Genomic DNA, 13,788 nt, shown 5'->3' with positions numbered 1-13,788 from the left:
CAGCCTAGGCCGCGGTCGTCCGGCCGGCGGCGGAGGCGGCACCGAGCCACGTGTGCGGGTTGCGGTCCCAGCACCACCCGAGCTTCGCGCGGCGCTCGCTGATCCACACGGCCGGCACCCGCTGGTTCGTGCCCGTGCGGGAGCCCATCAGCGAGAAGCACTTGTTCGGGCGCAGCAGGTCGGGCCGGACGACCGCGAGCGCGACGCCCTCGTCGATCGTCAGCGGGGTGCGGCCCCGGCTCGTGACCGTGGCGAGCGCGTCCTCGGGCCGGACGTTGCAGAGCTCCGACCCGGTGTCCACGTCGACCAGCAGGTACGGCTGCTCAGGGACGTGGAGGCCGTTCAGCGGCCGGTAGGTGGGCGCCTCGTCGCGGTCGATGACGGACACGCCGTGGCGGGCGCCGCGACGCATCGCCGGGGCGGTGTCGTTGACGTCGAGACCGGGCACGACGAGCACGAACGCCGCGCCGTCCCCCGGCACCGCCGGGCAGGCGTCCGTCGCCGGTGCGACGGCCACGAGCGGTGCGAGCCGAGCCCGGAGCTCGTCCTCCGTGACGTCGAGCAGGCCGGCGAAGCCCAGCTCGACGTATGCCGTGACCTGCCGGTCGAGCTCGTCCCGGGGGTCGGCGGCGGGATCGAACGCGGTCGCCGCCGCCGAACCGGGCGACGCGACGGTGGCCAGCAGCGGGTCGACGGGGGTGACGGGAATGCCCACGGGTGCTCCCAGGTGTCGGAACGAGGTGACCTGGTTCAACGGGTGGCGGCCGGCGGCGGTTCCCTGCCGCTCAGAGCAGCGGCGCGCCGTTCCCGAGGACGAGCGGCTCCCCGACCGCGCGCGCCGGGCGGGCGCGGCCCGCTCCTGCCGGCCGGGCGGGGGAGAACCGGATCGCGACGCGCAGGCTGGGGCGGCGGGCGTCGCACGCCTCGACGAGCACCGCGGGCGAGCCGTCGTCGGGCACGGTGCCGACCCAGGCGACCGCCGCGCACGAGGCGCCGGACCCCCGCACCCACGCGCGGGCGGCGGTGGTGTCGTCGAACTCCTCGATGTCGGCCCGGCCGCCCGACTCGACCACGGCGAACGGGCGGACCGCGGACGGCCCGGTGGCCACGACGGCATCGAGGAGGCGCTCGAGCGCCCGCAGCGCGAGGTCCTGCACCGACGGCGACGGCGGGTACGGCAGGTCGGTCGGCGTGCGGGGCGACGCGACGTGGGCCCCTGACGCGGCCCTCGCTGCCGGTACCCCGGTCCCCGTCCCTGTCTCCGTCCTCGACTCGGTCCCGGTCCCGGTCCCTGTCTCCGTCCCGGCCCCGCTCCCGGCCCCGCTCCCGGCCCCCGCCCCCGTCCCGGACTCGGTCCCGGTCTCGGACGTGGACCCTGACTCCGACTCGGACGACGCGCGAGGCGTGGGCAACGTCGGGGTCTCGGCCTGCTCGGCGAGGTGGGCGGCGGCGGCCGTGACGTACCCGGCGCCCCACGCGGGCGCGCACCCGGTGTCCCACCGGGCCCGGACGTCGTCGAGCGGGAGGACCGCGGCGTGGCCGGACGACGAGACGACGGCGGGCGTCGGCCCGGCGCCGGCGGTACGCATCATCCAGCGCGCCCCCCGTGCGCCACCGACCACGAGGTCACCCAGCGCGACACCGAGGGCGGCGACCATGCCCTCGGGGACCGGCGCACCGCTGAGCGCCCAGGACGCGTGCACCTGGTGCACGAACGCGCCGACGGCGTCGGCCGACCACGTGTCGATCCCGCTGCTGCGGATGTGGGCGCGCAGACCGTCGAGGTGCTGTCGCTCGTTGTCGGTCAGCGCGCGCATCCCGGTCGTCGCGGTGCCGGGCGCGGACAGCGTCGGGCGGACGTCGCTCATGAGCAGCGGATCGGCGCCCGGCGGCCTGCGCTTGAGGTGCGGGCGCCGCGTTCCACCGGATGGCGGGTGCCGATGTGGGGAGGTGGGCGCAGGGGCACGCGGGAGCGTGGCCGCCGCGGTACCTGAGGGGGCCTGACCTGCGGGCACGCTGTTGTGCAGGGGCACCGGCGAGGCGCATGATCGGCCCCGTGGCGGCCGCGCGGCTCGTGGGCAGGACCGACGAGACGTCGACGGTGCTCGCGGTGGTCTCGGGACTGCCCGTGACCGGGGACGCGCTGGTGCTCCACGGCCGGCCCGGCGTCGGCAAGTCGGCGCTCCTGCAGGTCGCCGGCGAGGACGCGGTGCGGCGCGGCCTGCTGACGCTCGGCTGCACCGGGGTGCCGACCGAGACGCGGATGCCGTACGCGGCCCTGCACCAGCTCCTGCGGCCCGTGCTCGCCGGTGCGCTCGTGCTCCCCGAGGCGTCCCGGCGCGTGCTGGACGCCGCGTTCACGCCGACCGACGAGGCCGCCCCGGACCCGTTCCGGCTGGTGCTCGCGATCGTCGAGCTGCTCACGTCCGCCGCGGGCGACAACGGTGCGGTGCTCCTCGTCGACGACCTGCACTGGGTCGACCCGTCGTCCGCCGAGGTCCTGCTGGCCCTGGCCCGCCGCGCGCCCGACGAGCAGCTGGCCCTGCTCGCGACGCTCGTCGACCACCCGGCCGGCGTCGTCACCGTCGACGCGGTGGCCGGCGCGGGCATCGGCACCCTCGAGGTCCTGCCCCTGTGCCCCGCCGACGCCCAGGACCTGCTCGACCGGACCGGAGCCGACCTCGACCCGCACGCCCGGTCGCTCGTCCTCGACGCGTCGGCCGGACACCCGCTGGCGCTCGTCGAGCTCCCCGTGGCGGCCCGGGCCCACGTGGGACCGCTGCCCGAGCGGGCCTCGGAGCTGCCGCTGACCACCCGCCTGGAGCGCACGTTCGCGCGTCGGCTCGTCGACCTGTCGGCGCGGACGCGTGCGTCCGTGCTGCTCAGCGCGCTGCACGACCCGGGGGCGGCGTCGCTCCCGGCGCCGCCCGACCTGCAGCAGGCCGTCGAGTGCGGGCTCCTGGAGCTCGACCGCGGCACGGTGCGCTTCCGGCACCCGCTCGCGCGGGCGGCGGTCGTCGCGCAGGCGACGGACGACGAACGCGCCGCGGCGCACCGGACCCTGGCGGCGGCGCTCGCGGACACCGATCCCGACCGGGCCCTGTGGCACCGGGCGGCCGCCGCGACCGGCCCGGACCCGGCCCTCGCGCAGGAGCTGCACGAGACGGGCCGGACCGCGGTCCGCCGGGGGTTCGCCGACGTCGCGCTGGCGGCGTTCGAGCGCGCCGCCGAGCTGCACCTCGACGCGACGAGCCGCGCCCACGCCCACCTCGACGCCGCCGAGGCCGCCCACCTGCTGGGCCGGCGCAGCCTCCTCGACGTGCACCTCGACGCCGCCGCTCGCGACGCGGCGGACCCGCTGACCACCGCACGGCTGTCCTGGCTCGAGGAGTCCCTGCGGGACACCGGGTGGACCGGCGGCGAGCGGCTCCCGGCGTTCCTGAGGTTCGCGGAGCAGCTCGCCACGACCGGCCAGGACGAGATCGCGCTCGACGTGCTCGAGTCGGTCGCGCTGCGGGCCTACTGGTCGCTGCCGCCGCAGCGCGTGCGCGACCAGGTGGTCGACCTGGCCCGGCGGCTGCGGGTCCCGGCGGGCGAGCCGCGGCGCCTCGCCGTCCTCGCCTACGTGGATCCCGACGGCAGCGGCGGCGAGGTGCTGGCCGCGCTCGACGCGTACGTGCCGACGTCCGCCTCGGGGCCCCGCGACCTCACCTTGCTCGCCACCGTCGCGACCGCGGTCGGCGCGTACGACCGCGCGCTCGACCTGTACGCCGCCGCCGAGCCGATGGTCCGCGCACGGGGCAGGGTGGGACTGCTCACGGAGGTGCTCACCGGCTACGGCTGGGCCGCCGTCCACGCGGGCCGTGGGCGCCGAGCCGCCGTGCTCGCCGACGAGGCCGTCCGCCTCACGGCGGCGTCGTCGAAGGCGCGCTGGGACGCCGTCGCGCGGCTCGCGGGTGCCGCCGCGGCAGGCGTGCTGGGCCACGAGGACGATGCGCTCGCCGCCGTCGCGGAGGCCGAGGCGCAGCTCGTGCCGATGGGTGCGACGACGCTGCTCTCCCTCGCACAGGTGGCCCGTGGTCTCGCCGTGCTCGGCTCACGGCGGCCCGGCGAGGCGTTCGACCACCTGCGACGGGTGTTCGACCCGTCGGACGTGGCGTTCCACCCGCAGACCCGCACCTTCGTGGTGCTCGACCTCGCCGAGGCTGCCGTGCACGCCGGTCGTCAGGCCGAGGCGGCGGCCCTCGTCGCGGACCTGCCGGACCTGCACGCGCGCACCGGTTCGCCGGCGCTCCGCGTGGGGCTGGCTGCCGCGGCGCCGCTGCTCGCCGACCGCGACGCCGCCGAGCCGCTGTTCGCCGCCGCGTTCGCGACCGACCTGTCCGCCTGGCCGTTCCACCGGGCACGGCTGCTCCTCGCGCACGGGTCCTGGCTTCGTCGTCGTCGGAAGGTGGTCGAGGCGCGCAGCCGGCTGCGGGTCGCGGCCGAGCAGCTCGACGCGCTCGGGGCGTCCGCCTGGGCGGAGCGCGCCCGGGAGGAGCTGCGTGCGTCGGGCGAGACCGTCCGCAGGCGGGTCACCGACGTGCTCGACGTCCTCACGCCGCAGGAACGGCAGGTCGCACAGCTCGCCGCCGCCGGGCTGTCGAACCGCGAGATCGGGGACCGGCTCTACCTGTCCAGCCGCACCGTCAGCACCCACCTGTACCGGCTCTTCCCGAAGCTCGGGGTGACCTCCCGGCACGAGCTCGCCCGCCTCGGGTCGCTGGCGGAGCCCTACGTCAGCTGACGGATGCCACGGCCCTCACCTGCGCCGACGCTATACGCATGCCCCTCAGCGAGCACGAGCAGGCCGAGGTCGACCGGGTCAACGCCACCGCCCTGCAGCCCGTGGCGTTTGTCCACGGGCTCTGGCTCCTGCCGAGCAGCTGGGACCGCTGGCGGACCTGGTTCGAGGCGGCGGGCTTCGCGACGATCGCGCCCAGCTGGCCCGACGACCCCGCCACCGTCTCGGAGGCGAACGCGGCCCCCGAGGTGTTCGCGGGCAAGGGCGTCGGGGACATCGCCGACCACGTGCAGGCCGTGCTGGAGCGGCTGACCATCAGGCCCGTGGTCGTCGGGCACTCGTTCGGTGGCCTGCTCACGCAGATCATGGCCGGCCGCGGCCTGTCGGTCGCGTCTGTCGCGATCGACCCGGCACCCTTCCGGGGCGTCCTGCCGCTGCCCGTCTCGGCCCTGCGGTCCGCGTCGCCCGTCCTCGGCAACCCGGCCAACCGGCACCGTGCCGTGCCGTTGACCTACGAGCAGTTCCGGTACGCCTTCGCCAACGTGCTCGACGAGGTCGAGGCGAAGGACCTCTACGACACCTACGCGGTGCCCGGCTCGGGCGAGCCGATCTTCCAGGCCGCCGCCGCGAACTTCAACCCGTGGAGCGAGGCCAAGGTCAACAGCAGGAGCCCGGACCGGGGACCGCTGCTCATCCTGTCCGGGCAGCACGACCACACCGTGCCGTGGGCCATCGCGAACGCGGCGTTCAAGCGCCAGCGGCGCAACGAGGGCGTCACCGAGATCGTCGAGATCGCCGGCCGCGGGCACTCGCTGACCATCGACTCGGGCTGGGAGGAGGTGGCCCAGGCGACGCTCGACTTCGTGCGGCGATTCGCGGGCTGAGACCACCGGGACGGCGCGTTCGGGGGGATGTCGCCGAACCGGGCCGGGACCGGCCTGCACCGAGGGGGCACGACCGACGGTGCGGGCTGGTGCGGACGACCGACCGCCGCCGGGTGTTCAGAGGTGTGCACCCGGCGGCGGCGGTTAGCCTGACGGAGGACGCCGTGCCCGTCTGGGCGCGGGTCGCACCGTGCCCCACCGGCACCTCCGGGAGAGGTGATGGTCCACCGCGTCGTCGCTGCCGCCGCCGCCGTCGTCCTCGTCGGTGGTGCCGTCACGGGAGGCGCGTGGCTCCGGGCCGATCGCGCCGAGCAGGCGGCGGACGCGCACACCGCCGCCGAGGCCAGGGTGGCCGAGGTCTCGACGGCAGCCGCCGGCGATGCGTCGATGCGCGTCGTCCACGACGCGACCGCCATGCGGGCGGGCTCGCTCGGCGCGCAGAGCTCGGCGGCCGACGCGCTCGCTGTCGCTCTTGCGGAGGGTGGTCGGGTGCTCGCGGCGACCGACGGGGCGGTGGCCGACGACGCGACCCGGCGGGTGCTCGCCGACGGGCTGGCGGCGGCGCAGGCGTCGACCGGCGCACCGCCGTTGACCGTCCGGGCCACGGTGGCACGCCTCGGTGCGGCGACCGCTGCCGTGACGGCGTCGCACGACGCCTGGGCGCAGCAGCAGGCAGCGGCCCCGAAGCGGCCCTCGTCCGCCGCGCCGACGGCCGGTCCGGCCGCTGCGCCGACCACCGGGCCGACGACCGCACCGTCGTGCGCGACCACGTATACGGGGCCGCCGTTCTACACGTCGCCCGCCACGGAGGGCGGCGACGGCTCGAACGGCAGGCTGCCCCCGTCGGAGCTCACCGCCGTCTCCTGGGACGTCGACCCGCACGGCACGCCGTACTACCTGCGGACGGCCGCCGCCGCGGCGCTCGAACGGCTCGACGCCGCGTTCGTCACCGCGTTCGGCCACCACCTCGACCTCGACCTGACCTACCGCGACCTGGACACCCAGGTCGCCATGCGGGAGGCCCTCGGGTCCGTCGCCGCCGTGCCTGGGACCTCGTCGCACGGCACGGGTCTCGCGCTCGACGTGCCCGAGCTCCCCTGCGAGTACGGGTACGGGACGCCGCAGCGCGACTGGCTGGTGGCCCACGGGCCGTCGTACGGGTGGCGGGTGCCGTCCTGGGCGACGCAGGGCGGCTCGAACCCGGAGTACTGGCACTTCGAGTACACCGGGTGACGAGCCGCCCCGCTCTCGCCGGGTCAGGCCGCGCGACCCGCCGCCCGGACCCGGTGCCGGTTCGCGGCCGAGGTCACCACACGTGGCAGGAGAAGCTCCCGGACACCGGCACCTCGCTCGAGAACTTCATCGCCTGCATGGTGTTGGGGCCGTAGATCCCGTCGGCGCTGAGCCCCTTGGACCGCTGGAACGACACCAGGGCCGTCTTCGTGGCCGGGCCGAAGTTCCCGTCGACCCCGGCTCCGCCGAGGCTGTAGCCGTGGCAGTACTTCAGCGCCGTCTGCAGGGCCTTCACGCCGTTGCCGACGTTGCCCTGGGCCAGGTAGCACTCAGTGTCGCGGCTGCCCCACGGCATGACGATCGGGTGGTCGGTGGCGATGCCGACCTTGTACATGGTCGTGCACGTCACGCCCTCGGCGGATCCGGCGGTACCGGTCGCGGTGATCACGCCGGCGGCGATGACCAGGGCGCACACGCCTGAGATGAGCTGGCGTCGCATGGGGGACTCCTTCGTACGAGGGGACGACGGGGGCGGGAGCCCCGTCCGGGGCAGGCCGGCGGTTCGAGCGTCGTGTCTAGCACTCGCAGGCGTCCGACACGCCCGATTTGGGCAGATCTGCTGGGCGAGGCGCCTGCGGGCACGCGGTCAGCGCGGTGGGACCGCGTCCGCGCTGCTCGGCACGGTGAACCACGAGACCAGCCCGCCGCCCACGAGCAGGCCCGCGCAGACGAGCAGAGCGACCTGGTAGGCCGGACCCAGCGTCGCCGGGTCCGTCAGCGACGAGCCCACCCCGGCGACGAGCGGCAGCACGGCGACGGCGAGGAGACCGGCGATCCGGGCGACGGCGTTGTTCACACCGCTCGCCACTCCTGCCAGACGGTCCGGCGCGGCCGCGAGCGCCGTGGTGGTGAGGGGCGCGACCGTCGCGGACAGCCCGAGCCCGAACACCAGCACGCCGGGCAGCACGTCCGTGACGTAGGGGGCGTCCGCGCCGACCGTCGAAAGCATCGCGGCGCCCACCGCGCAGACGAGCGGCCCGACGGTCATGGGGAGCCGTGGCCCGATCCGGTGGCCGAGCATCCCCGCCCGTGGCGAGAGCACGAGCATGAGGGCGGTCACGGGCAGGGGGGCGATGCCCGACGCGAGCGGCGAGTACCCGGACACCACCTGCAGGGTGACGACGAGGAAGAAGAAGAGACCGGAGATCGCCGCGTAGACCAGCAGGGTCGCCGCGTTCGTGCCGGCGAACGGCCGCCAGCGGAACAGGGCCGGCGGGAGCAGGGGAGCGGCGGCCCGGGACTCGACGAGCACGAACGCGACGAGCGCGAGCACGCCGCCCACCAGCGTGGTCACGACGACCGCGTCCGGGGCGCCCGCCGAGGTCCACGCGGTGAAGCCGTAGGTCAGCCCGGCGAGGCCGAGCGCGCCGAGCACCGTGCTCGCGACGTCCAGCCGCCTGGCCGCCCCGGCGTCGGCGCTCTCGGGCACGTGCCGCAGCGTGACGGCGACGACGAGCGCGGCGAGCGGCAGGTTGATGCCGAACACCCACCGCCACGAGGCGAGCTGCACGATCCACCCGCCCAGGAACGGCGCCACGGCACCGGCGATGCCGCCCAGCCCGGACCACGCCCCGATCGCCCGGCCGCGGTCCTCGCCCGAGAACGTGGACTGGAGGATCGCGAGCGACCCCGGCGTCAGCAGCGCCCCGCCGACGCCCTGCAGCGCCCGCGCGGCGACGAGCAGGCCGACGGTCGGTGCGAGGGCGCAGCCGAGGGACGCGACGGCGAACCACACGACCCCGACGAGGAACACCCGGCGTCGGCCGAAGCGGTCCCCGAGCGAGCCGCCGAGCAGCAGGAACGCCGCGAGCGTCAGCGCGTAGGCGTTGACCGTCCACTGCAGGTCGGCCGTGTCCGCGTCGAGGTCCTCGGCGATGCTCGGCAGGGCGATCGTGACGACGGTGGCGTCGATGAACGCGAGCGCCGAGCCGAGCACGGTGGCGAGCAGCACCCAGCGTCCGCGCGGGGCGGAGTAGGTGACGGCCTCGGCCGCCCGACCCGCCTCGTGACGGCGCCGGTCGGGGGGTGGTGGGTCAGCGGGGCCGGTCACGGTCCTTGCTCGGCTGCACCCGTTTCGGCTCGCCCGGCATCTTCGGGTACTCGGGCGGGTAGGGCAGGTCGCCCTGGCCGTCCTCGGCCTCCTGACGCTCGGCCAGCTCGAGCAGCGACTCCAGCGAGTACCGGGGGGCGGCGTGCGCCACGAGCGGGGCGAACAGGTCGCCGACCTCGGCGAACCGCGCGGGCATGGTGAGGACGTCGAAGTCGTCGGGGTGCACCTCGCCGACCTCGTCCCAGCGCAGCGGCGCCGACACGGTGGCGCGGGGGTTGGTGCGGATCGAGTAGGCGGAGGCGATGGTGCGGTCGCGGGCCATCTGGTTGTAGTCGACGAAGATCTTGCGCCCGCGCTCCTCCTTCCACCACTTCATCGTGACCTGGTCCGGCAGCCGCCGTTCGAGCTCGCGGCCGAACGCGATGGTGGCCCGCCGTGCGTCGACGAACGACCAGCGCGGCTCGACCGGGACGAAGACGTGGATGCCCCGGCCGCCGGACGTCTTGGGAGTGCCTTCCATGCCGTGCTCGGCGAGCAGCTCGCGCACGTGCGGGGCCACCCGGGCCGCGTCGGAGAAGTCGGTGCCGGGCTGCGGGTCGAGGTCGATCCGCAGCTGGTCCGGGCTGTCCACGTCCTCGCCGAGCACCGGCCAGGGGTGGAACGTCAGGGTGCCGAGGTTCGCGGCCCACGCGACGACGGCGAGCTCGCTGGGCGCCACCTCGTCGGCCGTCCGGCCGCTCGGGAACGCGATGCGCGCCGTCTTCACGTACTCGGGAGCGCCCTGCGGGACGCGCTTCTGGTAGAACGCGTCGCCCGAGGAGTCCGCGCGGGTGGCGAGCCTGGCGCCCTCGAAGACGCCCTTGGGCCACCGTTCGAGCGTGGTCGGCCTGTCGAGCAACGCGCCCAGGATGCCGTCCCCGACGGACACGAAGTAGCTCACGACGTCGAGCTTCGTGATCCCTCGCTCGGGGAAGTACACCTTGTCGGGGCTGCTCACGCGGACGGTGCGTCCACCGGACCTCGAGCTCGACGGCGGGGGTGGCGGACGGCGACATGCAGCCAACGTAGGGCAGCGCACCGACACCCGCCCAGCGCCCTGGACGCCGGTCCGTGCCGTGGGTCCGGAGCGGGTCAGTCCGTGCCGATCAGCCCGCGCCGGTGGGCGACCGAGACCGCCTCGGCCCGCCCGGACACCCCCAGCTTGGCGAGCAGGTTCGAGACGTGCACCGACACCGTCTTCCCGGAGATGAACAGCTTCTCGCCGATCTGCCGGTTGGACAGCCCGTGCGCGACGAGCTCGAGCACCTCGGCCTCCCGTGCGGTGAGCAGCCCCGTCCCGCCGGCGCGCACCCCGGGCAGGTCGAGCCGCCCGCGCCGGGCCAGCCCGCGCACGGCCGTCGCCAGGGGGACGGCACCCATCTCGTCGGCCTCCGCGAGCGCCGCCGCAGCCTCGTCCAGCGCGAGCTCCCGCGACCCCTGCTCCAGCAGCGACTCCGCGAGCCGCCACCGCGTGCGCGCCTGCTCGTAGCGGTACCCGTAGGAGAACTCCGCCAGCGCCGCACGCCACAGCCCGGGGTCGTGGCTGCCGGTGAGGCGGGCGTGCTCGGCGTGCGCCCGGGCGAGCCAGCCGCGGCCCTCGGGGCCGAGGGCACCGCCGCGGGGTCGGCCGATGTCGGCGGTCCGCACCGCCCGGGCGAGGAGCTGCTCCCCGAGCTGGAGCCGAGGGGTCACGTCCTTGCCGGCCAGGCGCTCCTGGGCGGCGGCGTCAGCCAGCGCGGCGAGGCCCAGCGCGCACAGCCAGATGCCGCCGAGGAAGGCGTCGGTCCAGATGGTGGCGACGTGGTCGACGACGCGCTGCAGGAGCGCAACGGCCTCGTCGGGCTCGCCCCGCCACGTGAGCGCGTCCACGGTCGTCCCGCCGCCGACGAGCGCGACGTAGCCGTCCAGGCCCCACGCGCGCTCGAGGGCCCGGCCCTGCTCGACGGCGTCCTCGTCACCGCGGGCCACCGCCGAGTACAGGGCCGTGGCCTGCAGCGTCGCTGCCATCTCGTCCGGCACCACCCCCCGGGTGGGCACGGGTGCGAGGTCGCCCGAGACGTACCGGAACAGGTGGCCGAACACCACGAGCTGCACGCCGTAGGGACTCCAGGCCGTGCCGGTCTCGCGCGCACGGACGGCCCCGGCGTCGAGGATCCGGATCGACCCGGCGATCTCCCCCGCGTAGTAGTGGTGGCTGGCGAGGTTGAACGTGCTGCGCAGCTCGCCGGCGACGTCTCCCGCGGCCCTGGCGCGGTCCAGGGCGTCGGCGAGCAGCCGGGCGGCCCGGTCGGCGTCGTGCACGACGAGCACCGCGAGCGAGGTCAGGGCGTCCGACTCCGCGTCGGCGGCCCCGATCGCCTTGGCCATGTCGGCCGCCTCCGTCGCCGCCTGGGTCGCCTCGTCGGCGAGGTCCGAGCTGAGCGCGGCGTGCGCGTACGTCGCCAGCGCCCGCGCCCGGCTCGGGGAGGGCGAGGCGGGGAGCTCGTCGAGTGCGCGCTGCGCCTGGTGGAGCGCGTCGTGCACGTCGTCCAGGCTGAGCAGGTGGCGCGCCAGGCCGGTGCGGAGCGTGGCGCGCCGCTCGCTGCCCGCGGGTGCCTCCTGCATCGCGGCACGCGACAGCTGCACGGCCCGGTCCAGCTGCCCCGCCAGGCTCGCGGCCTCGGCGGCTGCGGCCAGCACGTCCACGTGCGGGTCCGCGAGGAGCTCTCCCGCGTCCTGCACCCCGTCCCACAGGCGCAGGACCACCTCGAGGTGCCGGAGCTCCTCGACGGGCGCGAGCATCTGCCGGGCCTGCGTCGCGGCGGCCCGCGACGCCCGCAGCGCGGTGGGGAGGTCGGGGACCCGCACGGCATGGAACGCGAGCTGTGCGGACGAGCCGAGCGCCGGGTCGGCCGCGAGGGCCGCGAGGTACGCACGGTGCAGCGAGGACTGCTCGCCGGGCAGCAGCTCGGTGTAGACGGCCTCCGCGAGCAGCGCGTGCCGGAACGCGATCTGCCCGTCCTCCCCGCCGAGCACGTGGTGCGCGACCGCGTCCCGCAGCGCCGCGTCCACGTCCCCGGGGTCCGCGAGCAGCGGGTCGCCCGCGGCCGCCGCGGCGGCGCGCAGCAGCGGCTCGGAGACCCGGCGGCCCGCGACGGACGCCACGCCCACGAGCCGTTGCACCGCCGGCTCGAGCACCTCCAGACGACTGCGCAGCACGTCGGCGAGCGACCAGGGCAGCGCGTCGCCGTCGTTGCTCGCCGCCAGGAGCTCCTCGGCGAAGTACGCGTTGCCGTCCGAGCGGTCCTGCACACGGTGCAGGACGCCCTCCGGGACAGGGCCGCCCGTGACGGCCGTGGTGAAGTCGCGCAGCTCGTCGGGCGTGAACGGGTGCAGGTCCATCCGGGTCACGCGCGGGTGCCGCGCCAGCTCCCCGGCGACGGCCCGCCACGGGTGCCGCCGGTGCAGGTCGTCCGTGCGGTACGTGGCGACCACGAGCACGTGCTGGTCACGCAGGCGTGCGACGAGAAACCGCAGCACGTCGCGGCTCGACGCGTCCGCCCAGTGCAGGTCCTCCAGCACGAGCAGCAGCGGGTGCCCCGGGCGGCCGACGGCACCGAGCACCTCGGTAAGCCCGTCGAACAGCTGCAGGCGGCCCGTGCGGTCGTCCCCGCCGTCCTCGTCGGGCCCGCCACCCGGCAGCAGGCGGCCGAGGACGGGCCGGTCCCGGACCACCGCGCCGACCGCCTCCGGGTCGACCTCACGGAGCCGGGCGAGGGCCTCCGAGAACGGCAGGTACGGCAGGCCGATCTCCCCGAGGTCCACGCAGTGCGCGACGGCGACCCGCGCGCCGGCCGCGGTCGCGAGCCCCGCGACGTGCTGGACCAGCCGCGTCTTGCCGACGCCGGCGTCCGCCGCCAGCAGGACGAGGCCGGGCACACCACGGCCGGCGCGGTCCAGGCCGTCCATGAGCTCGGAGACCTGGCCTGCGCGCGCGACGAACGGCGTGCTCATCGGGCCACGTGCCATGCCCCCGATCCTCGCAGCAGCCACCCACGCACGGGGCCCTCGGACGACGTCAGGGCGCTCGGGCGGTTGCCGGTGCGCGGACGACGGGCACGCTTCGGCCGCCGCTGCGCCGCGCGCCGCAGCTCCTCGCGGTGGAACGTGACCTGTGCCTCGAGCGCGGGTCCCCAGATGTCGGTCATGGTGGTGCTCCTCGTGGCGTCGGGCGTTCTTCCGTCGACCACGAACCTCCTCGTGAGGCGGGGGTGCGCGGATCGGTCGACCGACGGGTCCTGGCCGGTCCTGCGGACCGGGTGCGGCCTGAGGTACCTCAGACGACGGTCGGGGGGTGTGCCGCCGCAGGTCGGGGTGCACGATGAGCGCCATGGGCCTCGTGCAGGTCGCGCAGCGCGCGACGGACCTCGACCGGGCGGCCGCCTTCTACGCGGACCTGCTGGGGAGGGCGCCGACCGCCCGGTTCGACCCGCCCGGCCTGCTGTTCTTCGACCTGGACGGCGTGCGGCTGCTGCTCGACGTCAACGCCCCGTCCGCCCTGCTCTACCTGCGGGTCGACGACGTCGCGGCGACCGTCTCGCGGCTGCGCGAGCGCGGGGTCGTCGTCGAGTCGGAGCCGCACGTGATCTTCAGCCATCAGGACGACACCCTCGGGCCGGCCGGGACCGACGAGTGGCACGCGTTCGTGCGGGACAGCGAGGGCAACCTCGTGGGGCTCGTGGCGCAGACGCGCTGAGCGG

10 protein-coding genes and 1 pseudogene are annotated in these 13,788 nt (G+C 76.0%); 4 read left to right on the top strand and 7 right to left on the bottom strand.

The annotated features are described in order from the left end of the window. Positions 1 to 4: 4 nt before the first annotated feature. Complete coding sequence (locus tag ACVW07_RS09075; RefSeq protein ID WP_456818923.1) at positions 5 to 715, bottom strand: DUF5701 family protein; 711 nt, start codon at positions 713 to 715, stop codon at positions 5 to 7. Between the two features lie 70 nt (positions 716 to 785). After that, the gene (locus ACVW07_RS09070; protein ID WP_456818922.1) at positions 786 to 1,868 is read right to left on the bottom strand and encodes a DUF3806 domain-containing protein; all 1,083 of its coding nucleotides are present in this window, start codon (positions 1,866 to 1,868) and stop codon (positions 786 to 788) included. A 176-nt stretch (positions 1,869 to 2,044) separates the two neighbouring features. Between ACVW07_RS09070 and ACVW07_RS09065 the strand changes: the two genes are divergently transcribed. The 3 genes from ACVW07_RS09065 (at position 2,045) to ACVW07_RS09055 (ending at position 6,900) form a co-directional block, all read left to right on the top strand. Next, positions 2,045 to 4,786 (top strand): AAA family ATPase, encoded by a 2,742-nt coding sequence (locus ACVW07_RS09065; protein ID WP_456818921.1) that lies wholly within the window; start codon positions 2,045 to 2,047, stop codon positions 4,784 to 4,786. 38 nt (positions 4,787 to 4,824) lie between these two features. Further along, positions 4,825 to 5,667 (top strand): alpha/beta hydrolase, encoded by an 843-nt coding sequence (locus tag ACVW07_RS09060; protein WP_456818920.1) that lies wholly within the window; start codon positions 4,825 to 4,827, stop codon positions 5,665 to 5,667. 219 nt (positions 5,668 to 5,886) lie between these two features. Then, positions 5,887 to 6,900: a M15 family metallopeptidase gene (locus tag ACVW07_RS09055; RefSeq protein WP_456818919.1), complete on the top strand. Its 1,014-nt coding sequence runs from the start codon at positions 5,887 to 5,889 to the stop codon at positions 6,898 to 6,900. A gap of 73 nt (positions 6,901 to 6,973) precedes the next feature. Here the strand turns inward: ACVW07_RS09055 and ACVW07_RS09050 are convergent, their stop codons facing one another. From ACVW07_RS09050 to ACVW07_RS09030, 5 genes and pseudogenes are all read right to left on the bottom strand, one after another. Beyond that, positions 6,974 to 7,399: a peptidoglycan-binding domain-containing protein gene (locus tag ACVW07_RS09050; RefSeq protein ID WP_456818918.1), complete on the bottom strand. Its 426-nt coding sequence runs from the start codon at positions 7,397 to 7,399 to the stop codon at positions 6,974 to 6,976. A gap of 147 nt (positions 7,400 to 7,546) precedes the next feature. Then, positions 7,547 to 9,010: an MFS transporter gene (locus ACVW07_RS09045; protein ID WP_456818917.1), complete on the bottom strand. Its 1,464-nt coding sequence runs from the start codon at positions 9,008 to 9,010 to the stop codon at positions 7,547 to 7,549. Next, a pseudogene (locus tag ACVW07_RS09040) lies at positions 8,994 to 10,065 on the bottom strand (DNA polymerase domain-containing protein). Before ACVW07_RS09040 ends, ACVW07_RS09045 begins: the two are co-directional and overlap by 17 nt. Positions 10,066 to 10,141: 76 nt before the next feature. Beyond that, positions 10,142 to 13,057 (bottom strand): helix-turn-helix transcriptional regulator, encoded by a 2,916-nt coding sequence (locus ACVW07_RS09035; protein ID WP_456818916.1) that lies wholly within the window; start codon positions 13,055 to 13,057, stop codon positions 10,142 to 10,144. After that, the gene (locus tag ACVW07_RS09030; protein WP_456818915.1) at positions 13,039 to 13,236 is read right to left on the bottom strand and encodes a hypothetical protein; all 198 of its coding nucleotides are present in this window, start codon (positions 13,234 to 13,236) and stop codon (positions 13,039 to 13,041) included. The genes ACVW07_RS09035 and ACVW07_RS09030 overlap by 19 nt, the downstream gene beginning before the upstream one ends. 182 nt (positions 13,237 to 13,418) lie before the next feature. Between ACVW07_RS09030 and ACVW07_RS09025 the strand changes: the two genes are divergently transcribed. Continuing rightward, entirely contained in the window at positions 13,419 to 13,784 is a 366-nt protein-coding gene (locus ACVW07_RS09025; protein WP_456818914.1) for a VOC family protein, read from the top strand. The last annotated feature ends 4 nt before the right edge of the window (positions 13,785 to 13,788 follow it).

It is taken from the genome of Cellulomonas sp. URHB0016 (genome assembly GCF_054057935.1).
Note: the sequence above shows the minus strand (reverse complement) of the source record. Positions and strands in the feature narration are given on the sequence as shown.

Excerpts from the sequence above, each read along its gene's own strand:
- ACVW07_RS09070 (WP_456818922.1), bottom strand. The coding sequence starts at position 1,868 with ATGAGCGACGTCCGCCCGACGCTGTCCGCGCCCGGCACCGCGACGACC.
- ACVW07_RS09065 (WP_456818921.1), top strand. The coding sequence starts at position 2,045 with ATGATCGGCCCCGTGGCGGCCGCGCGGCTCGTGGGCAGGACCGACGAG.
- ACVW07_RS09060 (WP_456818920.1), top strand. The coding sequence starts at position 4,825 with ATGCCCCTCAGCGAGCACGAGCAGGCCGAGGTCGACCGGGTCAACGCC.
- ACVW07_RS09055 (WP_456818919.1), top strand. The coding sequence starts at position 5,887 with ATGGTCCACCGCGTCGTCGCTGCCGCCGCCGCCGTCGTCCTCGTCGGT.
- ACVW07_RS09050 (WP_456818918.1), bottom strand. The coding sequence starts at position 7,399 with ATGCGACGCCAGCTCATCTCAGGCGTGTGCGCCCTGGTCATCGCCGCC.
- ACVW07_RS09035 (WP_456818916.1), bottom strand. The coding sequence starts at position 13,057 with ATGGCACGTGGCCCGATGAGCACGCCGTTCGTCGCGCGCGCAGGCCAG.
- ACVW07_RS09030 (WP_456818915.1), bottom strand. The coding sequence starts at position 13,236 with ATGACCGACATCTGGGGACCCGCGCTCGAGGCACAGGTCACGTTCCAC.
- ACVW07_RS09025 (WP_456818914.1), top strand. The coding sequence starts at position 13,419 with ATGGGCCTCGTGCAGGTCGCGCAGCGCGCGACGGACCTCGACCGGGCG.